A 22,906-nucleotide genomic window follows, 5' to 3' on the forward strand; every position below is an offset into this window, starting at 1 on the left:
GACAGGTATGGGAAAAAGCCCCTGCAGTAAAAGCGCCGGTTTTACGCTGGTGGAGTTGTTGATCGTGCTGGCCATCGTCGGCATTCTGAGCGCGCTGGCGCTGCCCAGCTACAGCGAATATGTGCGCCGGGGCCACCGGGCAGAAGCCCGGGCCGGGCTCTGGCATGCGGCCCAATGGCTGGAGCGTGCTGCGACGGCCAATGGCGTCTATCCGCTGGATCTGCCTGCGGCGCTGACCTGGCAGGATGCGGCTGACAAGCGCTACACCATCGGCTTTGCGGCCGACAACAGCCCGGCGCGCTACACCCTGGTGGCCACGCGCCGGCCCGGCGGCCAGGCCCGGGATCGCTGCGGTGACTACACCCTCAGCCATGATGGCCAAGCCGGCAACCTGGCGCTGGCCGCTGGCAGCAGTGCCGGCGGTTGCTGGCGCCGATGAGTCAACACCCCGCGCAACAACGCGGCGCAACTGCCGTCGCTTACTGGGCGCTCCAGCGGTCGTTCCAGCTGCGCAGCTCCTGCATGTCGCGCCGGTCTTTTTTGGTGGGCCGGCCCGCCTGCAGGCTGTTGGCAGGCTCGGGCGCCAGGCGGCGCTGCTCGCTCAGCACTTCGCGCTGGCGGATGCTCTCGGGTGTTTCTTCGTACATCTGCTGCGCCATGGGGGCGGGCCCCCGGGTGGCAGCCATTGCCCGCACGGCTACGGTGCGGGGCGTCTGGGCCTGCAGCAGCTCAATGGTGTCCTGGGCGCGTACCTCTTTGGCAGGTTTGGCAACCGTGCCATTGACTTTGACATGGCCCTTGTGAATGGCTTCCACGGCGAGGGCGCGGGTTTTGTAAAAACGGGCGCACCACAGCCATTTGTCGATACGCATGGATGGGGACGGGTCGGTCTCAGTGTGGGGCATCTTCAGCGATGGGTAAGGCACTCGGTCTGAACTCTACTACAGCATCGAAGCCTTGGACAAGACCCTGGTGCAGGCGGTTGTGCAGTGACAGCTGGGCACCCAAGGCCGTCACGATCGAGTGGCAAATGGCCAGGCCCAGGCCGGAGCCATCCCGGAGATTGCCGCTGACAAAGGGCTCGGTCAGCCGTGTCTGCATCTCGGCGCTGACCCCCGGCCCCCAGTCGCTGATGCGCAAGGTGGCCGTAGCGCCTTGCTGCGCCAGCTGCAGCAGCAGCGGCGCCTGGGGCGGCGAGTGCTGGATGGCGTTGTGCAGCAGGTTGCGCACCAGCTCGCGCAGCATCCAGGGGTGGGCAGGGAGCTGCAGCTCTTCGCTTTGCAGCTCGAACTGCAGGCTTTTTTGGGCGAGCAGCGGCGACAGCTCGATCACCATGTCCCGCACGATCTCGCTGAGGTTGACGGTCTGGGTGTGCTCGGACTGGTGCAGCTGCTCGACCTTGGCCAGCGACAGCATCTGGTTGGCCAGCACCGTGGCGCGGTCGACCGTTGCGGCAATCTCGCGCAGCGCCTGCTCGGGCTCGACATCGCCCCGCTGGGCCGATTGCACCTGTACCTTGAGCACGGCCAGGGGCGTGCGCAGCTGGTGCGAGGCATCGCGCACAAAGCGCTTTTGGTGCTGCACCAGGTGGGCCAGCCGCGCCATCACGCGGTTGGTCGCGTCCACCAGCGGCAGCATCTCCGACGGGGTGTCGATGGGCGGTTTGAGGGGTTCGAGCATCTGGTCGCTGCGGGCGTTGAGCTGGTCGCTCAGCTGCAGGATGGGCAAGGTAGCACGCCGCACTACGACCACCACCACCACCGCAATGCAGCCGAACAGCAGTGCCTGCTGCACCAGGGTGCCCCAGAGAATGTCGCGGGCCAGAGACTCACGGATCTCCAAGGTTTCTGCCACCTGGATCAGCGCCATGCCACGGCCGGTGGCGCTGGCGACGGGCTGCAGCAGGGCGGCCATGCGCACCGGCATGCCCCGGAACTCGGCATTGTAGAAATCCACCAGCGCCGCATAGGGCGGCTGCTGGGCGATGCGCCCGCGCCAGATCGGCAGCTCGGCAAAGCCGCCGATGAGCTCGCCGCTCATGTTGGAGACGCGGTAGAACAAGCGTGACTGGTTGTCGGCTTCGAAGGCCTCTAGCGCCGAGTAGGGCACGGCGGAGTCGACGATGGCCAGGTCGTCGTAGCCGGACACCGTCAGCTGCTCGCCAATCACCTTGGCCGATGCCAGCAGGCTGCGGTCATAGGCGGTGTTGACGGCCTGCAAGGACTGGCGGTAGAGGCTGCTGGTGTTGTAGATGATGAAGACCACCACCGGCAGCAAAATGCCCAGCAGCAGGCTGCGGCGCAGCGAACGGATGCGCGGCGCCTGCCCGGGGGCCCGGCCCGGGGCCTTGGGCGATTTACGCCACATCGGGTGTGCCGGGTTTGAGCAGGTAGCCCAGGCCGCGCAAGGTCATCAGCTGCATGCTGGTGGGCGCCAGTTTTTTGCGCAAGCGGTAGGCTACCACTTCCACCGCTTCGAGCTGCACATCGCTCTCCCCGGCAAAGACGGCGCTGAAGAGGCGTTCCTTGGTCACCGCCTGGCCCATGGACTGGCTCAGCACCCGCAAGAAGGCCACCTCGCGCGGTGTCAGCTCGAACAAGCTGCCTTGCCAGTAAAACGATTCGGAGGCCTTGTCGTAGCGCAGCGCCATGCCCGGGGGCGCCGCCGGCGCGCTGGTCTCGCCCGCCTGGGGCTGGGCGCGCCGCACCAGCGCGCGGATGCGTGCTTCGAGCTCATCGAGATCAAAGGGCTTGGCCAGGTAGTCGTCGGCGCCCGAGTTCAGGCCCAGAATGCGGTCGCCCACGGTGCCGCGTGCCGTCAGTATCAAGGTGGGGGTGCCCAGGCCTTCGCTGCGCGCTTTGGCGATGATCTCCAGCCCGTCCATCGTGGGCAGGCTCAGATCCAGCACCACCACATCGGGCGCCAGCTTGCGCCAGGCTGGCAGGGCTGCGCCGCCATCGGTGATGGGGGTCACTTCCATGCCGCGCCGGCGCAAAGTGCGCTGCAAGGTGGTCTGCATGGTGGGGTCGTCTTCGATCAGCAAGAGGTGCATGGCCGAAGTTTGCACCAATTGGCGGGCCGCCCGAGGCCTGGTGTTTTCCCTAGATATCGGACAGCTGGCTGACAGCCATTTGACAGCTAGGGCGGCGATGATTCAAGCACTAACAACACAATCAGGAGACAAGCATGCGCCGTGATGCATTCCTCAAATCCATGCTGGCTTTGGCCGCTGCCGGTACCTTGCCGATGCAGGCCCAAGCGGCTACCAACCTCAAGATGCTGCTGCCCGCCAACCCCGGTGGCGGCTGGGACACCACCGGCCGCGCGCTGGGCAAAGCCTTGCAGGATGCGGGTGTGGCGGGCTCGGTGACCTATGACAACAAGGGTGGTGCGGCCGGCGCCATTGGCCTGGCCCAGTTCGTCAACGGCAGCAAGGGCGATCCCAACGCGATGATGGTGATGGGTGCGGTCATGCTGGGCGGCATCATCACCGGCAAGCCGCCGGTCGATCTGAACCAGGCCACGCCGCTGGCGCGCCTGACCAGCGAATACAACGTGTTCGTGCTGCCTGCCAACTCGCCCTACAAGAACATGGCCGAGGTGGTAGCACAGCTCAAGAAGGACCCGGGCTCGATCAAATGGGGCGGCGGCTCGCGCGGCTCCACCGAGCACATTGCTGCGGCCATGATTGCCCGTGCCGTGGGTGTGGACCCGGCCAAGATCAACTACGTGGCCTTCCGGGGCGGCGGTGAGGCGATTGCCGCCGTGCTGGGCGGCAACGTCACCGTTGGCGGCAGCGGCTTTAGCGAGTTTGCCGAGTACATTGCCACCGGCAAGATGCGCCCGATCGCGGTAACCTCGGCCCAGCGCCTGGAGGGCTCGAGCGTGCCCACGCTCAAGGAGCAGGGCATTGATGTGGAAATCGGCAACTGGCGCGGCGTTTATGGCGCGCCTGGCATCTCGGCCGACCAGCGCGCGCAGCTGATCGGCATGCTGGAAAAGGCCACCAAGAGCAACAGCTGGGCCGAATCGATGAAGAAGAACGACTGGACCTCGGCCTGGTTGGCTGGCGATGCGTTCAGCCAGTTCGTCACCGCCGAGTTCGCCAATCTCAAAGACACCATGACCCGCGCAGGCATGGTCTAAGCGCGGCAGGCATGGCCCTTGGCGGCCATGCCCCGCGCGTTGCGCTCCCTGTAACTACCCGCCTGAGGTACCGGCTTGGCCCGGTGCCTGGCTGGGCTGTTGCCGCCCGCAGGGCGGCGAGGGACGCCACGGACATCTTTTCAGGAGTTTCGACATGAGCAACACCGCAGATTCTTCGGGGCCGGGCGCCAAAGGCGCAGCTGCGCCGGCGCAGGAGGCCGCGTTTGAGCAGGCCCACACGCCGCGCACCACCTCCCAGCTGCTGGTCGGCATTGCCGTTTTGGTGATCGCCGGGCTGCTGTCCTGGGGGGCTGTGCACATTCCTTCGCAAGCCGGTTACAGCGGCGTGGGGCCTGATTTTCTGCCCTGGCTGTCGGCCAGTGTGCTGGGCCTGTGCGGTATCTGGCTGTGCTGGGAGGCGCTGAGCGGTGGCTTTCACCACCTGGATGCGCCCGATGGCGCGCAAAAAGGTGACTGGGGTGCGCTCACCTGGGTGTGCGCGGGGCTGCTGAGCAGCGCGGCGCTGATCACCAGCTTGGGCTTCATCCTCAGCTGCAGCTTGTGCTATGTGCTGGCCACGCAAGGGCTGCGCCGTGCCACTGGCCAAACCCATGCGGGCTCCTTCAAGACCATGGGCAAGGACCTGGCGACGGGCTTGCTGATTTCTGCGCCCGTGTTCTGGGCCTTTACCCAGTTCCTGGCCATCAATTTGCCCGGGCTGACCGAGACAGGGTGGCTGTGATGGATATTTTCAATGCACTGATTCAAGGCTTCATGACGGCGGCCACGCCGGTGAACCTGCTCTGGGCGCTGGTAGGCTGCGCCTTGGGCACAGCGGTGGGCGTGCTGCCCGGCATCGGCCCCGCCGTGGCGGTGGCCATGCTGCTGCCAATCACGGCCAAGGTCGAAGTGACCGCGTCGATGATCTTCTTTGCCGGCATCTACTACGGCGCCATGTATGGCGGCTCCACCACCTCGATCCTGCTCAACACCCCGGGTGAGACGGCAAGCATGGTGACGGCGATGGAGGGCAACAAGATGGCCAAGAGCGGGCGCGCCGGCGCGGCCTTGGCGACCTCGGCCATCGGCTCTTTTGTCGCCGGCACGATTGCCACCGTGGTGGTCACCTTGTTTGCCCCGGCCGTGGCCGAGTTTGCCGTGCGCCTGGGCCCGCCTGAGTACTTCATGCTGATGGTGCTGGCCTTTACCACCGTGAGTGCGGTGCTGGGCAAAAGCAGCCTGCGCGGGTTGACCGCCTTGTTCCTGGGCCTGGCCGTGGGCTGCATCGGCATGGACCAGATCACCGGTGCTGCGCGCTACACCATGGGCAAGCCCGAGCTGCTCGATGGCATCGACATCGTGCTGGTAGCGGTGGGCCTGTTTGCGGTAGCCGAGGTGCTGTACTTTGCGCTGTACGAGGCCAAGACCCGCGACACCCAGAACACCATGGGCCGCGTACACATGACGCGCCGTGACTGGAAGCGCTCGGTGCCCGCCTGGATCCGTGGCACGATCATTGGTACGCCGTTTGGCTGCATCCCTGCCGGCGGCACGGAGATACCGACCTTTTTGAGCTACGCGGCCGAGAAAAAGCTGGCCAAGGGCGAGGACAAGGCCGAGTTTGGCAGCACCGGTGCCATCGAAGGCGTGGCCGGCCCCGAGGCGGCCAACAATGCCACGGTGACGGCGGCGCTGATTCCCTTGCTGACCCTGGGCATTCCCACCAGCAATACCACCGCCGTCTTGCTCGGCGCGTTCCAGAACTACGGCATCAACCCCGGCCCGCAGCTGTTTACCAGCTCGGCCACGCTGGTATGGGCGCTGATTGCCTCGCTCTATATCGGCAATGTGATGCTGCTGGTGCTGAACCTGCCGATGGTGGGCATGTGGGTCAAGCTGCTCAAGATCCCCAAGCCGCAGCTGTATGCCGGCATTCTGATCTTCGCCACCGTCGGCGCCTATGGCATGCGCCAGAGCACTTTCGATCTGTTCCTGCTGCTGGGCATTGGCGTGCTGGGCGTGGTGATGCGGCGCTTTGACTTCCCCACCGCGCCGGTGGTGGTGGGCATGATCCTGGGCCCGCTGGCCGAGGCGCAGATGCGCAATGCGGTTGCCATTGGCGAAGGCAGCTGGACCATCTTCCTGCAGCGCCCCATGTCGCTGACCCTGATCATCATCGTGCTGGCCGTGCTCATCGTGCCCCGGGTGCTGAAATGGATGGGCAACCGCAAGGCGGCGCAGACAGCGGCAGCCTGATCCGCATCGGATTCAACGCATCCTTCTCTTGGCACCCTGCGGGGTGCCTTTTTTTGCGTTTTTTGGGGGCCAGTCGTTCCAGTGCTGCAACAGTGTATTGCCCATTTGCGGGCTAGGCAGTGGCTCGCCCATGGCCTAACATCCCAGGATCAAAAACTGGCGCTGCCACGGCAGCATGTGAACGGCTTGTATTCATGGATTTCATTGTTGCCCTGGTGCGCGAATACGGTGTTGGCATCGTCTTTCTCAATGTGCTGATCGAGCAGTTGGGCGCGCCCATCCCCGCCTATCCGGTGCTAATGGTCACCGGGGCCATCCATGGCCATTCGCTGGCCCAGCAGTGGCTGCTGATTGCTGTGGCGGTGCTGGCGGCACTGATCGCAGATGGCGTCTGGTATGCGCTGGGGCGGCGCTATGGTCGGCGGGTGCTGGCCAGGGTCTGCAAGATTTCGCTCTCGCCCGATTCCTGCGTGCAGAACACCGAGTCGCTCTACGGGCGCTGGGGCGCCAAGTCGCTGCTGATTGCCAAGTTTGTGCCCGGCTTTGCATCGATTGCCAGCGCGCTGGCAGGGGCCGTGGGCACATCGCCCGCACGCTTTGTGCTGTTTGATGGCCTGGGGGCTTTGTTATGGGTGGGCTCGGCGGTGCTGCTGGGCGGCCTGTTCAGCTCCACTGTGGAAGACCTGCTGGCCGTGCTCGCGCAATTGGGCCAGTGGGGCTTGCTGCTGCTGGGGCTGGCGTTTGCCGTTTTTATTGCGCGGCGCTGGTGGAGCCGGCGCCAGATGATCCGCTCATTGCGGATGGAGCGGCTGACGGTCGATGAGCTCAATGGCATGCTGGACAGCGGCGATCTGCCCGTCATCCTGGATGTGCGTGCGGCTGCTGCATTTGCGGCCTCGCACATCCCCGGCGCGCACTCCTATGACCCGCATGCCAAGGGTGCGCGACTGCCGGCTATCGATCCTGAGGCCTCGGTGATCGTCTACTGCGCCTGCCCCAACGAGGTATCGGCTGCGCGCATTGCCCAGCTGCTGCGCCGCGCGGGGGTCGCCCGGGTGCGGCCGCTGCTGGGCGGTATCGATGCCTGGATGGATGCGGGCTACCAGGTGCATGGCGGCGCCGCCGCTACCCCTGCTTTATAGGCAGAGAAAGGCCAGCGCAGCGATGGCGGTGGGCAGCAAGGCACCCAGCAGCAAGCCGCCAATGCTGATGGAGGCATTGCTGAAACCCTGCTTGAGCAAAGCCACGCCAGCGGGGTTGGGGGCATTGGCGATCACGGTCAAGCCGCCACCCGCCACGGCGCCGGCCATCAGCATGTACTTGGCCGCATCGCTCATGCCCTCGATCTGGGAGCCCAGGTAGGTGAGGGCGGCATTGTCGGTAATGGCCGTCAGGCCCAGCGCACCAAAGAACAGCACCAGCGGTGACATGCTGGCCACCAGCGGCTGCAGCCACCAGCTTTGCAGACCGCCCAGCACCACCAGACCGGCCAGGAAAAAGCCCACCAGCAGCGCCTCTTTGAGAATCAGCGGGCTTTGGTATTGGGCATAGGCATGGGTGTAGCCCAGAAACATCAGGAACACCGCCAGGAAGAGCACCGGGTGGTGGGCCAGCACGACCACGGCTGCCAGCAAGGCCGCATGCACGGCCACCACGCCAAAAGGCACGCGAGCCTGCGCCTGCGTGGTCTGCGGCATGTCGACCAGATGGCGGCGCATGAACCAGGTGGCAATGCTGGCATTGATCAGCACCGCAATCACGGCTTTCCAGCCAAACTGGCTGAGCATAAAGGCGCTGTCCCAGCCCCAGGTTGCTGCCACCATCAGCACCGGCGGCGCGGCGTAGGAGGTGAGGGTGCCGCCAATGGAGATATTGACGAACAGCACGCCCAAGGCCAGGTACTTGATACGGGTGGGCATCTGCTGCGTAAACACCAGCGGTGCCAGGGTCAGCGCGGCAATCGTCATCGCTGCAGGCTCGGTGATCAGCGAGCCCATCAGCGGCACGGCGGCCAGGCCCAGCCAGGCCAGGCTCAGGGCTACGGGCAGCGGCGTGGCACCGGCCATGGCCGCCAGCAGGCGCTGCACCGTCAGCACAATCGGCCGCGATGCCGCCATCACCATGACGACAAAAACAAACAGGGGTTCGGTGTAGTTGCGCGATTCGGCGTAGTCAACGGCCTGTGCCGGGCCGCTGGCCAAGGCCATGACTGCGATCAGCACCATGGCCCAGAAGCCAAAGACAATCTCGACCTCGCCCAGCAGATGGAAAACGCCGGCATGGCGTGGGTAGCGGTGCGAGAGGCGCTCGAATTGCTTGGCCAAAAAAGTGTGGAGCAGCGCGATGGCAAAAATGCCAGCCGCCAGATACTCAATGGAAAACATGGTGTGCTTTCAACAGAAGCATGCAAAGGTTTGCAAGCAACCAGACGCAGACTATCGTGCCAGCGTCCCGTATGCAAGCCTTTGCAGGCAACAGGGTTCCAGCGAGGCGGCCCGACCTTCGCTTACAACCTGCCGCTACACCCTATGTGACGACACCCAAGCCTTCCATTTTACAAAAAAATAATCAGATATGGGTTTTCAATGTCTTTTAGCAGGCCCGGAACGGGCATGGGGCAGGCCGTGCGCAGGCACTGTGAAGGCGCTGGGAAGGCAGTGGGCCGGCATCAGGACGGCGGGTTGCGCCGTTTGCTTCTGAGCCACAGCGCCGCGATCAGCGAGAACAGCACGATCACGCCAACCAGCAGCCAAAAGCCCAGGGGGTCCTGGCTGAGCGGAATGCCGCCGACATTCATGCCAAACAGGCCGGCCATCATGTTCACCGGCAGGGCCAGCACGGTGATCATGGTTAAGGTGTAGAGCGAGCGGTTGGTGTCCTCGTTGGTGCCGGCGGCGATCTCTTCTTGCAGCAGCTTGATGCGCTCTTCGAGCGACTGCATGTCGCGCAAAAAGACGGAGAACTCCTCGCTGGCCGCGCGCAGTGCATGCAGGTCCTCGTCGCGCATCCACTGCGGTGGCGTTTGCAGCAGGCGGAACATGGCCGATGGCTCGGGCGCGAGCAGGCGCTTCAAGCGCACCAGCAGGCGGCGCAACACGCCCAGCTGGCGGGGCCGCATGTGGGTGCGGCCGCTCAGCATGGTGTCTTCGACCTGGTCCACGCGCTGGGTCACATCGCGCACGATGCGTACCAGCACATCGGCTTGGGCGCGCAGCAAGCGCTCCAGCAGCTGGGGGCTGGATTCGGGCGTATCGCCCTGGCGTATTTGCTGGCGCAGCGCATCGACCGAGCGCAGCGGGTGGGCCCGCGCCGAGATCACCCACTGCGGCGAGGCCTGGATCCACATGGTGTGGATGTCGCTGGATTCGAAATGGAAATCGAAGTCGATGTCATTGATGACGGCCAGTAGCGCGTCATCCATGCGCTCGATGCGGGTGGAGGCCAGGCCATCGCGCATGGCCTCGAAGTACTGCTCATCGAGCGCCGCATACTGCTGCAGCCAGCGCAGGCAGTGGGCATGGGAGAGGTTGAAATGCAGCCAGACAAAGCCGCTGCTGCTGGGCGGCGCGGCCAGCCAGGCCTGCGCCTGCTCGGCCGTCAGCGCGGTAGCCGGGCCAGCGCCGTCAAAGGCATAGCCCCAGATGAGGCCGCTGTTGTCATGGGGGGAGACCAGCGGAGCCGTATCGGCCCCCCGCGGCAAGGGTTCAGTCAAGATAGCACTCCGCGAACGGGCGGTAGCCCCTCGCCAAACCCCTTATTTTTGAGTGCGATAGTGACGTTTTAATGACAAGGCCATGACCTGCGCTGGGGCCCGCGCTCAGTCAGGCATCGAACAGTGGCCGCCGCTGGCATGCTGGCCCGAGCCGGCCGCAATCAGTGGCGCCTCGTAGCGCAGGTCAACGGGTTTGCTGTGGGCGTAGTCCCAGGCGATAAAGGCAACCAGCAGCACCCAGAACGTGCTGCGCAAAATGGTGGTGTTCATGTGTGGCTCCTGCGCTTAAAAACCAAAGTGGCGGCGAATGCGCAGCCCGTAAATGGTGCCAACAAAGGCGAGCGGCACCCAGATCCAGCCATGGATGCTGCCGGTGCTGATGCCCGAGAGCATCGCGCCCACATTGCAGCCAAAGGCCAGGCGCGAGCTATAGCCCAGCACCAGACCGGCCACCAGGGCCACCAGCCACTGCGTGCCCGTCAGCGCCTTGGCGGCGGCGGGCTTGCCCGCAGCAATCCACAGCGCACCGGCCAGAATGCCGATATTGGTGATGCTGGTGATGTCCAGCAGCACCGTCTCTTGCAGGCGCTGGGCATTGCCCGGCTGGCTCCAGAACCAGTTGCCCGCCAGGTCCACCATGCCGGCGCCGCTAGCCACCTTGGCGGCCCAGAGGCCAAAGCCATAGACCACCCCCCAAGGCTGGCCGGCGATCACCAAATTCAAAGTTGCAAATATGGCCAGGCCAATCGCGCCCATCACCCATTTGCGTTGCCACAGGCCAGGCGTGCTGCGCTGCTGGGCGCTGTCGGCCTTGGCGTTGGCCTTGTCGCAATAGGCCTTCACCGCCCAGCCGATCACGGCCAGCGCCGCCAAGGTGGCAAGCAGGGCCGGCAGCCAGCCCCAGGTGCTGACCAGGCCCACGGCTGGCATGCGGCCCAGGTCCAGCCACCAGCCCAGGTGCAGCGATCCCAGAAAACTGCCGATCGCAAACATCGGCAAGATGGCCGTGTTCATCGGGATACCCATGCCCGCCTTGTACAAGGTGCCGCTGCCGCAGCCGTCAGCAATCTGCATGCACAGGCCAAACACAAAGGCCCCCACCAGCAGGCTGATGCTGGGCGGGCCCAAAGCCGCCGTCAGCTCCGGGTAGTGGCCCAGCAGTGGCATGGCCATGGCGGCGGCCAGCGCCAGCAGCAGCAGCTGGCCAAAAACGCCGCGCGGATCCTTATCTTCCACCAGCATGCGCCAGCCGGTGGTAAAGCCGAAGCGCTGCCCCGCCAAGATGGCACCCAGGCCAATACCCACCAGGAACAGCGCCGCCTGGCGCAGCGATACCGACCACAGCAGCCAGCCGAAAAAGGCCGCCATCAGGATCGACAAGGGAAGTCGTTTCATCACGATCACCGTTGAGAGTCAATACAACAAAAAGCTGCCAGCGCTTCTGCAGAAGTGCTGGCAGCCCAAGAATCGGTTCAGATTTACTTGAACTTGCGCTGCCACCATTGTTTGGCGTCATAGGCCAACGCCTCGGCGCGGCTCGGCTGGTTCTCCATCGCTGGCGCATCGGCCTGCTGGGTCCAGTCCACCATCGAGCCGGCATACAGCTTGACATTGGGCAGGCCGGCCATCTCGCTCAGGCCAAACCAGTCGGTTGCAGCCCAGTGGCCGGTATTGCAAAAGGCGACGGTGTCCTGGCCCTCCTTGCGGCTGACCTTCTGGGCAATTTGCCGGGCAGTGGCCGGGTCGACAAACTCGGCCGTGCCCTTGACAAACCACTGGTTGAAATCGAGCTGCTGCGCGCCGGGCAAAGTGCCCGAGAGCTTGGCCGCAGGCGCCCGGGTCTGGCCCTGGTAGAAGGCATCGGGCCGGGAATCGACCAGCGCGGCATTGCTCAGGTCCACATGGGAGCGCACCTGGTCGCGCGTGGCGATCAGGCTCTCGTCCAGCGCGGGCTGGTAGCTGCTGGCGGGCACCTGGGGCACCTCGGTGCTGACAGGCTTGCCCTCGGCCACCCAGGTCTTCATGCCGCCATTGACGATGGACAGGTCCTTGAGACCCAGCACCTTCAGGCTCCAGTAGACACGGGCCATCGCGCCAAAATCGGTGGCGTCGGCACCGGTCGACACCACCACGGCATGCGTGGCCGGGGTCAGGCCCAGCGATTGCACCAGCGCAGTGAGTTGGGGCAGATCGGGCAGCTCGCCGGGGTTGGTAGCCGGGCCGCGCCACTTGCCATAAGGCGCATTGAGGGCGCCCGGGATATGGCCTTGGGCATAGAGCTTGGGCTCGCGGATATCGATGACCACGGGCGCGGCTGCGCTTTGCTGGGCCGCCGCCAGCTCGGCAGGGCGCAAAAGCGGCTGGGCGGCATGGGCTGCAGTCAGCCAGGTGCTGGCAATCAGGGCACTGGCCACAGCCAGCTGGCGAAGGGTTGTCATGGCAATAGCGTCTCGATAGCAATCAATGGGCACTATTGTCCTGCGATTGCGGGCGGCGATCTCGCCATGTGGAAGATTGAATATATGGCGGTAAGGTTATATACCGCTCAGGAATATGGAGCGCACAAGTGGCTCCTCCACGGGCCTACAGCCAGAGCCCGGCGCGAAAGCCCCGTGCCGCGTAATAGGACTGCACACCGTTGTGGTAAGTGAACACCCGGTCATAGCGCCGGTCGCCAAACAGTGCACCGCCCAGGCTGCGCATCTCTGGCGGCGTGGCCAGCCAGCTGGAGGTTTTGCAGTCGAATGTGCCCAAGGTCTGCAGATGGCGGTACTGCGCCTCGTCGAGCAGCTGCACGCCCATGGCGGCGGCCATGCCCTGCGCACTGCCGGCCGGCTTGTTCTCCTTGCGCTCGGCAAGGGCCTGCGCGTCAAAGCACAGGCTGCGCCGCCCCGGGGGGCTTTCTGCGGCGCAATCGGCATACAGCAGCTGGCCGCTGGCGCTGTCGTGCAAGATCACATCGGGCTCGCCGCCGGTGGCCTCCATCTGCGCCAGCGCCTTCTGGGCGGCAGTGTTTTTTTCCAGGCGCTGTTGCACCTGGGCCCAGTCCAGCGCCGGGTGGCGTGCTTCGTGGGCCTCAAAGCGGGCTTTCAGCACGGCCATCATGGCCTGCAGTTCAGTCTTGTTCATGGCAGTCAAATCCTTGTCAAGCGGCTGCCACTTTTGCGCACTTCTACAATCGGTGCAAGCTTTTTTAAGGATTACCCAACGGCGGCACCCAGCCGCCGTCACGCATTATGGATATTGTTGTCAACGAAGAACTCAAGGCCTACATCGACCCGCTGACCCCCGACGAGCATGCCTCGCTGGAGCGCAGCATCTTGGCCGAAGGCTGCCGCGATGCGCTGGTGCTGTGGGGCAATGTGCTGGTCGACGGGCACAACCGCTACGGCATTTGCCAAAAGCATGGCCTGCCCTTCAACACGGTGCAGAACACCCAGTTCCAGTCCATGCAGGATGTTTACCTGTGGATGATTGACCAGCACCTGGGGCGCCGCAGTGTCTCGGATTTCCAGCGCGGTGTGCTGGCCCTGCGCAAGCGCGAGATTCTGGAGCACCGCAAGCTGGAGAAGGCCCACCCGGTGGCTGCACAGGCGGATGAAGGCGAAGCGCTTGCCGTCAGCAATGCCGACGAGGCTTTCTCGCCCGTCGATGCGGCCGAGCTGGAAAAGGTAGCTACCCGTGAGGCGATTGCCAAAGCTGCCCGGCTGTCGAGCAGCCAGGTGGCACAGATCGAGAAGATCCAGAAAAGCGCTGCCCCTGCGCTGGTGGAGGCCTTGAAGGCCGGCGACATCTCCATCAATGCCGCCGCCGTGGTGGCCAGCCTGCCGCATGAAGAACAGCAGGCCGCCGCGCAAGGCGGCAAGGATGGCTTGAAGCAGGTGGTCAAGCAGGTGCGTGATGCCAAGCGCAAACCCAAGGACGAGGCGCCCGAGGCCGAAGCCCCGCAAAGCGCACCGTCGGCCGCGCACGGTGCCGAGGCGGTGGATGCTGCGCTCGACAAAGCCCAGCAGCAGATCAGCGATTTGCGTGCCCGCGTCCAAGAACTGGAGCTGGAAAACGCCCAGTTGCGCCTGCAGCTGGCTGCTGCAGCCTCGCAGGACCTGCCGGTACCCGACGAGGCCTAAGCCTCGGCAGGCCGGCCCTTGCCTCAGCCCAGCGGCGGGCGGCTGGCCGGCTTGCGCAGCTGGCGCTGGCGGGCCCGCTGGGCGCGGGGGCGCGGCGCATCGGCACGCTGGCAGGCCAGGCGGTACTGCAGCAAGGTGGCCTCGGCCGCTTGCAGCAATGCCAACGGCAGGCGCTGCGCTTCTTCCGATGGGTGTGCTGCGCTGGCGGGCAGGTCGCACTGGCCTGCCAGCAAGGCCAGGCCCTGGCCCACATGCTCGGCCGTGTAGACATGGAATTGCCCGGCCTCGACGGCCTGCACCACGCGCTCGGCCAGCATCAGGTGGCGCTGGTTACGGGCGGGAATCAGCACGCCATGGCTGCCGTCCAGCCCCTGCGCGGCGCAAAGGTCAAACCAGCCTTCGATCTTTTCATTGAGGCCGCCCACGGGCAATACCTCGCCATGCTGGTTGAGCGCGCCCGTCACCGCAATGCTCTGGCGCAGCGGCATGCCCGACAGCGATGACAGCAGCGCATACAGCTCGGCGCAGCTGGCCGAATCGCCTTCGACACCGCTGTACTCTTGCTCAAACACCACCGAGGCATTGAGCGCCAGCGGCGCCAGGTGGCCAAACAGCGCTGTCAGATAGCCTTGCAAAATCAGCACGCCCTTGTCGTGGATGGGGCCGGACATGGCCACCTCGCGCTCGATGTTCATCACCCCTTCCTGGCCCGCATGGCTGCGCGCGGTGATACGCGCCGGCAGGCCAAAGCGGTGGTCGCCGGTGTCGATCTGCGACAGCCCATTGATCTGGCCGACCTGGCTGCCGGCAAAGGCGATCACATGCTCGCCCTCGCTGATGGCGGCATGCAGGTCCTGCTCCATGGCGTTGTGGCGCAGGCGCTGCGCGGCCAGCGCGGCCTCGACATCGGCCGCTTGCACCAGGCGGTCCTGGCCCGATTGCTGACCTGATTGCCGGGCGAGTTGAGCGCTTTCGAGCAGCAAGGCTTCGAGCTGGTTCAAGCGACCGCTTTGGCGCTGTTGGTCGTCTGCCTCGCGGTGGGATTGCTCCAGCAGCCGGGCAACGGCGCTGGCATCGCAGTGCGGCAGCTGGTAGAGCTTGCAGCGCTGCGCCATCAGCGCGGCGGTGGCGCGGTAGGTGGCGGTGGATGCCTTGAACTGCTCGGCAAAATCGACCTTGACACGAAAGCGCCGGGCCATGTCCGGGTCGCTTTCCTGCAGCTGGTAGTAGGCCTCTTCGGAGCCGACCAGCACGAGCTTGAAGTTCAGGGGCAGCAGCTCGGGCAGCATGGCGCCACTGCTGCTGGGGCCATGGGCGGCGTGCACATCTTCGATGCGCAACTGGCGCGTGCGCAGCACCCGGCGCAAGGCCTGCCAGCTGCCTTCGTCACCCAGCAGATCGCGCAGGTGCAGCATCAAAAATCCGCCATCGGCGCGCAGCACGCTGCCGGCGCGGATGCAGGAGAAATCGCTGCGCCGTTCGTCGTCCTCCGGCGGGTCGATGGTGCCAAACAGGTTGCGCAGGCTGGGCTGGTCCTCCAGCACCACGGGGGCGTGGGCCTCGCCATGGTGGTCCACGATCAGGTTGAGCTGGCTGAGCGCGCGCAGCGCCTTGCGCTTGGCCTCCCGCATGGCGCGGGCATCGTCGCGTGCGTCCTGGCTTTCGCCTTCGCCCTCAATGCTGTCGGTCTGGTCCAGCAGCGCTTCGGCATCCTGGGCAATGCTGCCCGGCACCCACAGCGCCATGTTCTTGAGCCATTCGGCCTGCATCTGGGACAGCCAGCGCTGCAAGGTGGCCAAATGCTCAGGGCTGGGCGTGAGTCCATCGAGCACCTGCGCGGCCGCTGCCTGCCACAGTGGGGTGGCCAGGGATTGGTAGAACAGGTTGAGCGCCGCATCACGCGCCATCTGTGCCTGCCGCACCTGGCCACGGAACTGTGCCAACTGCAAACGCAGCTGGTATTCCAGATCGTCGGTAGGCGAAGCGTTGGGGGCGGCATCTGCGGCATCTGGCTCCGGGCCTTCGCCGGGCGAGAGCAGCAGCGCCGGGTCCGCCGTGTCGGTATCGGCAAGGTCTTGCAGGGCTAGCGGCAGATCATCAGGGTCTGCCAGGGTCTGACCCTGCAGAGGCTCCGTCGGAGCCAATGCGCCCGGCTCGTCTGCGCGCTGCTGCCCGGCGCCTGTGCCGGCGGGGGCGCTGTCCTGGCTCTCCACCACCAGTTGGCCCTCTTCACGGCGGATGCGCAGGCCTGCGCTGTGGGCCCAGTCGTGCAACGTGCCAAATGCGGCTTCTTCGGCCTGGCGGGCCTGGTTGTACAACTGCTCGATCTGGCTGCGGTGCTGCTCTTGCTGCACGGCCTTGTCCAACTGCTCGGGCAGCTTGTCAATCAGGGCCTCGATGCGGCGGCGCAGGCTGCGGCCCTGGCCAGCGGGCAGGCGCAGGGCCTGGGGGCGCTCAGGCACGGCGAAGTTGTGCACAAAGGCGATATCTTGCGCGGCAGGCCGGCGCAGCGCCTCGGTCTGCATGGCCTGGCGCAGCAAGGAGGTGCGGCCGCTGCCTTCTTCGCCCAGCACAAACAGGTGGTAGTCGGGCGGGTCCATCGCCAGGCCAAACTCGGCCGCCGCCTGCGCGCGCTGCTGGCCGATCCAAGAGAAGGGCTCTTGCACCAGCTCGGCGGTGCTGGCAAAGCCCAGCTGGGCCGGGTCAATGCGCAGGCGCAGTTGCCGGGCCTGCAGCAGCTCGGCGCACAGCAGGGAAGGACGAGGTTCGGGAGGGGTCAGGGGCGTGTCGGACAAGGGAATCTTTGTTGTGGGTAGGGCTGGCGGCGCGGGGCAGGCGCCAGGGGCCTTGTGGTGGGTCAATGCGGGATATCGGGGCAGGCGGAGATGGGCGCGCTATAGCGCCAGCCGCATGATGTGCTGCGGGCCGTAGCCGCCGCCCAGGTACAGCTCGCCGGTGTCTTCAAAGCCGCACTGGCGGTACAGCGGAATGGCGGCCTCGTTCTTGCAGTTCACCGTCAAAAAAACAGCGGCGGCGGCCATGTGCTGGGCGCGCAGGTAATCGGGCAGCGCCTGCAGGCTGCGCTTGGCCAGGCCCAGGCCCTGAAAGCGCTGGTCGATAAAGAAGCTGCGCAGGCCCACGCTGTCCGCCGAGGCAAAGGGGTAGTGCTGGGCGTAATCCTGGTCGATCAGGAAAAAGCCGGCAATCTGCTCGCCATGCCCAATCAGGTGGGCGCCGAGCCGGGGGTGGAGTTCTGCCAGGGTTTGCACGATCGGGGCCACATAGGGTTGCTGCGCTTCGTGCAGGGACAGGCCCAGCACGCGTTCGCGCTGCTCGGGCCGGTAGGGGGAGAGGAGGGGCATGGTGCGGCGATCGGTCAGGGTCTATCTTTGCTCAGCCGGCTGGTTGCCGGTGTCCCAGCCCTGCAGGTGCTGCAGGGCCAGCGTGCGCAAGGCGGCTATCCAGCTGGGCTGGTCGTTCAAACAGGCAATGTAGTCGAACTGCTGGCCGCCGGCATGCACAAAGGCTTCGCGCACCTCCTGGTTGATTTCTTCCAGGGTCTCCAGGCAATCGGCGGGGAAGCCCGGGCACATCACCTGCACATGGCGCAGGCCTTGCTGGGCCAGCGCGATCAGGCTGGGTTCGGTATAGGGCTCCAGCCATTTGGCCTTGCCAAAGCGCGACTGGAAGGTGAGCAGGTACTCGCTCTGGGCCAGCCCCAGCTCGGCGGCCAGCAGCTGGGCCGTCTCCTGCGACTGCTGCTGGTAGGGGTCGCCCAGGCGCACATTGCGCTCGGGGATGCCATGGAAGCTCATCACCAGCTTGGGTGCCCGGCCGTCGATCTGCCACTGCTTGCGCACGCTCTGGGCCAAAGCCTTGATGTAGCCCGGGTCGCGGTGGTAGCTGCGCACAAAGCGGATCTCGGGGATATCGCGCGCGCGGGCGCACCAGGCATTGACGGCATCGACCACGCTGGCGGTGGTGGTGGCTGAGTACTGCGGATAGAGCGGCAGCACCAGCACGCGGCGCACGCCCTCGGCCTTGAAGGCATCGAGCTGGCTGGCGATCGAGGGGTTGCCATAGCGCATCGCCGGCCGCACCAGCACCTGGTGGCCCGCTTCGCCCAGGCTGCCGCGCAGCAGCTTGGCCTGCTTGTCGGTCCAGACGGCCAGCGGCGAGCCTTCGGGCATCCAGACGCTGCGGTATTTGGCGGCCGACTTGGCCGGCCGGGTGCGCAGAATCACCCCATGCAGGATCGGTTTCCAGACCAGGGCCGGGATCTCGACGACGCGCTGGTCGCTCAGAAACTCGGCCAGGTAGCGGCGGGTGGCCGCCGTGGTGGGGGCATCGGGTGTGCCCAGGTTGCACAGCAGGATGCCGGTTCGGTCAGGAAGGGGTTGGCCAAGAGGCTCGGGTCGGAAGCGTGAAACCATGGCCAAGATTGTCGCAGCTTGGCGACTGGCCGCGGCGCATACCCCTGGGCGCAGCGGGCCCGCGCGCGCTTGTCGGGCAGCGGACGGCAGTGGCACACCAAGCCGCAGTGATCCGCTATGCTGGGCGCCATGCTTGATCTCTCCCGAATCCGTGCCATCAGCCTTGACCTGGATGACACCCTGTGGCCCGTGCTGCCCACCTTGAAGGCGGCGGAGGCCGCACAGCACGCCTTTTTGCTGGCGCATGCCCCTGCAACGGCCGCGCTGCTGCAAGACCCGGCCCATGCCCAGCGCATTCGCCAGTCGGTGCGCGATGATTTTGTGCACCTGGCCCACGACATGACGCACTTCCGCCAGCAGTTCATCCGGCGCGCACTGCAGCAAAGCGGCGGCGATGAGGCGCTGGTCGATGCGGTCTTTGCGCAGTTTTTTGCGGCCCGCAACCAAGTGACCTGGTTTGCCGAGGTTGAAGATGCGCTGGTCTGGCTGTCGTCACGCTACCCGCTGGTCGCTGTCTCCAATGGCAACGCGCAGCTGAACCTAGTGGGCCTGTCGCCCTGGTTTGTTGCCAGCACCAGCGCCCGTGAGGTAGGGGTGGCCAAGCCCGACCCCCGCATCTTTGCCGCTGCAGCCCAACGCGCAGGCGTTGAGCTCGGCGCGTTTTTGCATGTGGGCGATGACGCAGAGCTGGATGTGCAAGGCGCCTTGGCCTGCGGCATGCAAGCGGCCTGGGTGCAGCGCCAGGAGCTGGACCACCACCAGCGCGTAGACGCTACAGCGGCCCTGCGCTGGCCCCTGGGCAGCCAGCCGCCCCATGCGCTGGTGCGCAATCTGACGGAGCTGTGCCAGCTGCTGGGGCGGCCACCCGCCTAAAGCTTGCACACGGGCTGGCGAGCGGGCAAAGCGCCTGGTGCGGTGGCTTCGGGCAGTTGCAGCACCACCTGTACCCGGGTGCCATCGAGACCGGACTGCACATCCAGCTGGGCACCAATGCGTTGCGCGCGGGCCGCCATGCTGCGCATGCCGACCGACAGCCCGGCGCGCTGCACCGCCTCCACATCAAAGCCCACGCCATCGTCGCTGATGCGCAAGCGCAGGCACGCAGGCTGCAACGGGGTCTCGGTGTCGATCTCGACCAGCAGATGGCGTGCACGGCTGTGTTTGATCACGTTGGATAGCGCCTCTTCCAGGAGCCGGGTCAGGCCCATGCACTGCAAGGTGCTGGGGCGGTGCCCGGCTGGCCACTGGGGCGCAACCCGCCAATGCGACATGACATGGAGCTCTTCGAGGATAAGGGTAAAGCGGTGGCGCAGCGGCGCCGCCCATTGCACGGGCGTCTGGGGCACGGTGGCCCCGGCGCTGGAGCCATGGTCGATCACCTGGCGCAGGTCGTCGCGCATATGTTTGAACAGCGACAGCACCCGGGCATGGGGCAGACCGTTGGGGGATTGCTCCACCAAGGCCAAGCCGCGTACCAGGCTGCCGCCCAGGCCATCGTGCAAATCATGCGCAATCTGCACCCGCTCCTGCAGTTTGGCATGCTCCAGGGCCTGAACATGTTCACGCGCCAGCACTTGCTCCAGCTCGCGGCGCGCCTGGGCCACGCGGGTCTCCAGCTCGTCGTTGAAGCGCTCGATACGCCGCATGCCAGTCGCCAGTCGCCCGCCTACCAACAGCGCCATCAGCAGCGTTGCGACCGGGCCCATGACCGCGCCCCAGCTCTCGTGGGCCTGCCAGCCTTGGGTAATCAGCAGGATATCGTGCACGCCCACCACAATGACCAGCAGCCAGCACAGCGCCAGCAGCATGTGCTGGGGGTCGCGTACCCCTGGCCTGGGGCGCCAGGCATGCCACTGAAATTGCAGGCAACAGACCATCATCGCCAGCGCAAAACCCATCCAGACCACCGTAAACACGGCAGAGGCCGCCGAGGACGGAGCCAGCACCGTGGCCAGCACAGCGGTGGCAGCCAGGCCTTGCAGCAGCCACTCCGTGCGGGGCAGATGCTGGCTGCCAAAACGCCAGGTGAACTTGCAAAATGCCAGCACATAGATCACAAACAGCACAATATTGAGCCGCGACATGGCCAGGGTGCTTGGAAAAGGCCAGGGCGAGGTGACGAGCACGGTGGTGAGGTAGGCTGCCCAGCTGAGCGACACCAGGGCATACCAGCCAAACGCCTGCTCGCGCCGGCGCAGCAGCCACACCACCGAGAACAGGGCGCCTGCGGCCACGGCCATGCCCGCAGTCAGCTCGTACACGGTGCGCTGGCGCCAATGGTTGCGCGCGCTGATGGCCGCTACCTCGTCTGCAGGCCCCAGCCGGATCTGGCCTAGCCCCGGTGCTAGCGCAGACAGCCCCACCACGCCGATCCACAGCGTATTGGATCCATTTTGCAAAGTGTCTGCGGGCAGCAGCCACCAGCGTGGCATGTTCCAGCTGCGGGACAGGGGCTCTTGCAAGGCCGCATCCCGCCAGAGCAGGCTGGCGTTGACGAATACCTCTGCGGCCATGCTGGCGCCATCCATGCCCAAGGCCAGGGGCGCTTGCAGGCTATCGTCCGGCGTGCATCCCGGTGTCCAGTCAATGCGGTACCAGACTGTTCCGCTGTGGCCGGGCCAGCGCAAGGCCCAGTTGTCGGGCAGCGCTACGTCTACCCAGCCTTGTGTGGGCCGCTCCCTGTTGTCCGCGCCTGCGGCGGCAGGGGCCGCCTGCACCGACTGTATCTGGGGTGCGCAACGGGGCTGGGCCCGGGCGGTGCTGGCCAGGCTCAGCCATGCCAGCAGCAAGAGCAGACACCAGGGCCTGGCGAGCGGGATAGCGGCCTTCATTGCCCGGTCTGCCGGGCCCGGCGCAAGCTATTTCTGTAATTCAATGTAAACGATTGCGCAGTCATGGGCGGCCATGGTATGCCAAGCCAGGTTGGTATGCACTGTCACTTTTCCAGGATTCTTATGCGCAATTGACGCAAATTGGCCGTTGGGCAGTGCAGCAAAGCCCATCGAAGATTGCTGCATGCAGTGCAGTTATGAGCTGTATGGCTGAGTATTTATCATTTTTTCCGATCTTCTTATGCTGACGGTTTGGATGCGTACTGCAAGGAGTGATGAATGGCCCAAGTGATTCGTTTGACAGCAGCCGGTGGCCCGGAAGGCATGCAACTGCAAGAGGTGGCTGCCACCGCGCCCGGGCCGGGGCAGGTCTGGCTGGCGCAGGAGGCAATGGGTGTGAACCCGCTCGATGTGCTGCAGCGCAAGGGCATCGCGCCGATCCCGCTGCCGTCGGGCCTGGGGTTGGAGGGCGCTGGCCGGGTGCTGGCGCTGGGCGCCGGGGTCGACCAGTTTGCCGTGGGCGACCGGGTGGCCTATGCCACCGGCCCCCTGGGCGCCTATGCCAGCGAGCGGCTCTACCCGGCCGAGCGCCTGGTCAAGCTGCCCGAAGGCATCAGTGCTGAGCAGGCTGCCGCCGTCTTGTTCAAAGGCATTACGGCGCAGTACCTGCTGACGAGCACCTATGCGGTGGGGCCGGGTACCACCGTGCTGCTCTACGGTGCATCGGGCGGCGTGGGGCAGTTGATGGCGTCCTGGGCCAAGCACCTGGGGGCCACCGTCATCGGCGTGGTGTCCAAACCGCAAAGCCAGGCCCGGGCGCTGGCCGCCGGTTGCGACCAGGCGCTGGTGTTCGATCCCCTGACCCTGGCGGCCCAACTGCGTGCTGCTACCGGCGGGCGCATGGCCGATGTGGTCTACGACGGCCTGGGCAAGCTGTCCTTTGCCGCATCGCTGGACTGCCTGCGCCCCCGTGGGCTGATGGTCTCCTTCGGCGCCACCACCGGCGCGCCCCCCGCTGTCGAGATGGCCACCCTCAATGCCAAGGGCTCGCTTTACATCACCCGCCCCTCGCTGGCCGCACACACCGCAACGGCAGCCGAGTACCAGCAGCGCGCCACCGCCGTGCTGCAGGCAGTGGCGCAGGGCGTCATCCAACCCGCCATTGGCCGGCGCTATGCGCTGGCGGATGTGGCTGCCGCCCATGCCGATTTGGAGGCGGGCCGGACTCAGGGGGCGGTGGTGTTGCTGCCTTGAAATAGCGCCGCCGCCTTCACTTGCCGTATACGTTGGCATGAGGTGTAGAACCCTATCGAAATTGTTAAATTAGTAGTTATGAACTATCATTTTTCAATTTTTGATAGGAGTCCGCATGTCAGGAAAGCCAGCAGCGCGCATCGATGA

Annotated in this window: 21 protein-coding genes; 8 read left to right on the top strand and 13 right to left on the bottom strand. The window is 65.6% G+C overall.

The window, feature by feature from the left end:
• The first annotated feature begins 7 nt into the window (after positions 1-7).
• Positions 8-439 carry a type IV pilin protein gene (locus tag M2375_RS17830; RefSeq protein ID WP_259169243.1) on the top strand — a complete coding sequence of 144 codons (432 nt, stop codon included), beginning with the start codon at positions 8-10 and terminating at the stop codon, positions 437-439.
• Positions 440-479: 40 nt separating this feature from the next.
• Here the strand turns inward: M2375_RS17830 and M2375_RS17835 are convergent, their stop codons facing one another.
• The 3 genes from M2375_RS17835 to M2375_RS17845 are packed head-to-tail and all read right to left on the bottom strand — an operon-like array spanning position 480 to position 3,052.
• Positions 480-872: an RNA-binding S4 domain-containing protein gene (locus M2375_RS17835; protein ID WP_259169244.1), complete on the bottom strand. Its 393-nt coding sequence runs from the start codon at positions 870-872 to the stop codon at positions 480-482.
• A 19-nt stretch (positions 873-891) separates the two neighbouring features.
• Positions 892-2,367 carry a sensor histidine kinase gene (locus M2375_RS17840; RefSeq protein ID WP_259169245.1) on the bottom strand — a complete coding sequence of 492 codons (1,476 nt, stop codon included), beginning with the start codon at positions 2,365-2,367 and terminating at the stop codon, positions 892-894.
• Positions 2,357-3,052 (bottom strand): response regulator transcription factor, encoded by a 696-nt coding sequence (locus M2375_RS17845; protein ID WP_259169246.1) that lies wholly within the window; start codon positions 3,050-3,052, stop codon positions 2,357-2,359. Before M2375_RS17845 ends, M2375_RS17840 begins: the two co-directional genes overlap by 11 nt.
• A gap of 134 nt (positions 3,053-3,186) precedes the next feature.
• Between M2375_RS17845 and M2375_RS17850 the strand changes: the two genes are divergently transcribed.
• The 4 genes from M2375_RS17850 (at position 3,187) to M2375_RS17865 (ending at position 7,544) form a co-directional block, all read left to right on the top strand.
• Entirely contained in the window at positions 3,187-4,146 is a 960-nt protein-coding gene (locus M2375_RS17850) for a tripartite tricarboxylate transporter substrate binding protein (protein WP_259169247.1), read from the top strand.
• A 154-nt stretch (positions 4,147-4,300) separates the two neighbouring features.
• Complete coding sequence (locus tag M2375_RS17855) at positions 4,301-4,888, top strand: tripartite tricarboxylate transporter TctB family protein (protein WP_259169248.1); 588 nt, start codon at positions 4,301-4,303, stop codon at positions 4,886-4,888.
• A complete protein-coding gene (locus tag M2375_RS17860; RefSeq protein ID WP_259169249.1) occupies positions 4,888-6,402 on the top strand; it encodes a tripartite tricarboxylate transporter permease in 1,515 nt (504 codons plus the stop codon). Before M2375_RS17855 ends, M2375_RS17860 begins: the two co-directional genes overlap by 1 nt.
• A 194-nt stretch (positions 6,403-6,596) precedes the next feature.
• Positions 6,597-7,544 carry a rhodanese-like domain-containing protein gene (locus M2375_RS17865; RefSeq protein ID WP_259169250.1) on the top strand — a complete coding sequence of 316 codons (948 nt, stop codon included), beginning with the start codon at positions 6,597-6,599 and terminating at the stop codon, positions 7,542-7,544.
• Here M2375_RS17865 and M2375_RS17870 read toward each other — a convergent pair.
• The 6 genes from M2375_RS17870 to M2375_RS17895 all read right to left on the bottom strand — a co-directional run bounded on the left by M2375_RS17870 (position 7,539) and on the right by M2375_RS17895 (position 13,243).
• Positions 7,539-8,786 (bottom strand): putative Na+/H+ antiporter, encoded by a 1,248-nt coding sequence (locus tag M2375_RS17870; protein WP_259169251.1) that lies wholly within the window; start codon positions 8,784-8,786, stop codon positions 7,539-7,541. The genes M2375_RS17865 and M2375_RS17870 overlap by 6 nt on opposite strands.
• 284 nt (positions 8,787-9,070) lie before the next feature.
• Positions 9,071-10,114 carry a transporter gene (locus M2375_RS17875; RefSeq protein WP_259169253.1) on the bottom strand — a complete coding sequence of 348 codons (1,044 nt, stop codon included), beginning with the start codon at positions 10,112-10,114 and terminating at the stop codon, positions 9,071-9,073.
• Between the two features lie 105 nt (positions 10,115-10,219).
• Positions 10,220-10,384, bottom strand: a complete 165-nt coding sequence (locus M2375_RS17880; RefSeq protein WP_259169255.1) for a hypothetical protein — start codon at positions 10,382-10,384, stop codon at positions 10,220-10,222.
• A gap of 15 nt (positions 10,385-10,399) precedes the next feature.
• On the bottom strand, positions 10,400-11,509 hold the full coding sequence (locus M2375_RS17885; RefSeq protein WP_259169256.1) for a YeeE/YedE family protein: 1,110 nt from the start codon (positions 11,507-11,509) through the stop codon (positions 10,400-10,402).
• Between the two features lie 83 nt (positions 11,510-11,592).
• Positions 11,593-12,552 (bottom strand): sulfurtransferase, encoded by a 960-nt coding sequence (locus tag M2375_RS17890; protein ID WP_259169257.1) that lies wholly within the window; start codon positions 12,550-12,552, stop codon positions 11,593-11,595.
• Positions 12,553-12,697: 145 nt separating this feature from the next.
• Positions 12,698-13,243, bottom strand: a complete 546-nt coding sequence (locus tag M2375_RS17895) for a DUF4256 domain-containing protein (protein ID WP_259169258.1) — start codon at positions 13,241-13,243, stop codon at positions 12,698-12,700.
• Positions 13,244-13,350: 107 nt separating this feature from the next.
• Here M2375_RS17895 and M2375_RS17900 point away from each other — a divergent pair, with 107 nt between their 5' ends.
• Positions 13,351-14,241, top strand: coding sequence for a plasmid replication/partition related protein (locus M2375_RS17900; protein ID WP_259169259.1), 891 nt, complete (start codon positions 13,351-13,353; stop codon positions 14,239-14,241).
• A 23-nt stretch (positions 14,242-14,264) separates the two neighbouring features.
• Here M2375_RS17900 and M2375_RS17905 read toward each other — a convergent pair whose 3' ends face one another.
• The 3 genes from M2375_RS17905 to hemH all read right to left on the bottom strand — a co-directional run bounded on the left by M2375_RS17905 (position 14,265) and on the right by hemH (position 18,674).
• Positions 14,265-17,036, bottom strand: a complete 2,772-nt coding sequence (locus tag M2375_RS17905) for an ATP-binding protein (RefSeq protein ID WP_259169260.1) — start codon at positions 17,034-17,036, stop codon at positions 14,265-14,267.
• Between the two features lie 99 nt (positions 17,037-17,135).
• Positions 17,136-17,603 (bottom strand): GNAT family N-acetyltransferase, encoded by a 468-nt coding sequence (locus M2375_RS17910; protein WP_259169261.1) that lies wholly within the window; start codon positions 17,601-17,603, stop codon positions 17,136-17,138.
• Between the two features lie 21 nt (positions 17,604-17,624).
• Positions 17,625-18,674, bottom strand: a complete 1,050-nt coding sequence (gene hemH / locus M2375_RS17915) for a ferrochelatase (protein ID WP_259169263.1) — start codon at positions 18,672-18,674, stop codon at positions 17,625-17,627.
• Positions 18,675-18,803: 129 nt separating this feature from the next.
• On the opposite strand from hemH, the gene M2375_RS17920 reads away from it, so the two are divergent.
• Entirely contained in the window at positions 18,804-19,547 is a 744-nt protein-coding gene (locus M2375_RS17920; protein ID WP_259169264.1) for an HAD-IA family hydrolase, read from the top strand.
• Here M2375_RS17920 and M2375_RS17925 read toward each other — a convergent pair.
• Positions 19,544-21,505 carry an ATP-binding protein gene (locus tag M2375_RS17925; RefSeq protein WP_259169265.1) on the bottom strand — a complete coding sequence of 654 codons (1,962 nt, stop codon included), beginning with the start codon at positions 21,503-21,505 and terminating at the stop codon, positions 19,544-19,546. The genes M2375_RS17920 and M2375_RS17925 overlap by 4 nt on opposite strands.
• Before the next feature lie 279 nt (positions 21,506-21,784).
• Between M2375_RS17925 and M2375_RS17930 the strand changes: the two genes are divergently transcribed.
• Positions 21,785-22,759 (top strand): quinone oxidoreductase, encoded by a 975-nt coding sequence (locus M2375_RS17930; protein ID WP_259169266.1) that lies wholly within the window; start codon positions 21,785-21,787, stop codon positions 22,757-22,759.
• Positions 22,760-22,906: the final 147 nt, after the last annotated feature.

Source organism: Comamonas sp. BIGb0152 (assembly GCF_024809975.1).
Lineage (GTDB): Bacteria > Pseudomonadota > Gammaproteobacteria > Burkholderiales > Burkholderiaceae_C > Comamonas.

Coding starts and splice junctions, on each gene's coding strand:
- M2375_RS17830 (WP_259169243.1), top strand. CDS start 8: ATGGGAAAAAGCCCCTGCAGTAAAAGCGCCGGTTTTACGCTGGTGGAG.
- M2375_RS17835 (WP_259169244.1), bottom strand. CDS start 872: ATGCGTATCGACAAATGGCTGTGGTGCGCCCGTTTTTACAAAACCCGC.
- M2375_RS17840 (WP_259169245.1), bottom strand. CDS start 2,367: ATGTGGCGTAAATCGCCCAAGGCCCCGGGCCGGGCCCCCGGGCAGGCG.
- M2375_RS17845 (WP_259169246.1), bottom strand. CDS start 3,052: ATGCACCTCTTGCTGATCGAAGACGACCCCACCATGCAGACCACCTTG.
- M2375_RS17850 (WP_259169247.1), top strand. CDS start 3,187: ATGCGCCGTGATGCATTCCTCAAATCCATGCTGGCTTTGGCCGCTGCC.
- M2375_RS17855 (WP_259169248.1), top strand. CDS start 4,301: ATGAGCAACACCGCAGATTCTTCGGGGCCGGGCGCCAAAGGCGCAGCT.
- M2375_RS17860 (WP_259169249.1), top strand. CDS start 4,888: ATGGATATTTTCAATGCACTGATTCAAGGCTTCATGACGGCGGCCACG.
- M2375_RS17865 (WP_259169250.1), top strand. CDS start 6,597: ATGGATTTCATTGTTGCCCTGGTGCGCGAATACGGTGTTGGCATCGTC.
- M2375_RS17870 (WP_259169251.1), bottom strand. CDS start 8,786: ATGTTTTCCATTGAGTATCTGGCGGCTGGCATTTTTGCCATCGCGCTG.
- M2375_RS17880 (WP_259169255.1), bottom strand. CDS start 10,384: ATGAACACCACCATTTTGCGCAGCACGTTCTGGGTGCTGCTGGTTGCC.
- M2375_RS17885 (WP_259169256.1), bottom strand. CDS start 11,509: ATGAAACGACTTCCCTTGTCGATCCTGATGGCGGCCTTTTTCGGCTGG.
- M2375_RS17890 (WP_259169257.1), bottom strand. CDS start 12,552: ATGACAACCCTTCGCCAGCTGGCTGTGGCCAGTGCCCTGATTGCCAGC.
- M2375_RS17895 (WP_259169258.1), bottom strand. CDS start 13,243: ATGAACAAGACTGAACTGCAGGCCATGATGGCCGTGCTGAAAGCCCGC.
- M2375_RS17900 (WP_259169259.1), top strand. CDS start 13,351: ATGGATATTGTTGTCAACGAAGAACTCAAGGCCTACATCGACCCGCTG.
- M2375_RS17910 (WP_259169261.1), bottom strand. CDS start 17,603: ATGCCCCTCCTCTCCCCCTACCGGCCCGAGCAGCGCGAACGCGTGCTG.
- hemH (WP_259169263.1), bottom strand. CDS start 18,674: ATGGTTTCACGCTTCCGACCCGAGCCTCTTGGCCAACCCCTTCCTGAC.
- M2375_RS17920 (WP_259169264.1), top strand. CDS start 18,804: ATGCTTGATCTCTCCCGAATCCGTGCCATCAGCCTTGACCTGGATGAC.
- M2375_RS17925 (WP_259169265.1), bottom strand. CDS start 21,505: ATGAAGGCCGCTATCCCGCTCGCCAGGCCCTGGTGTCTGCTCTTGCTG.
- M2375_RS17930 (WP_259169266.1), top strand. CDS start 21,785: ATGGCCCAAGTGATTCGTTTGACAGCAGCCGGTGGCCCGGAAGGCATG.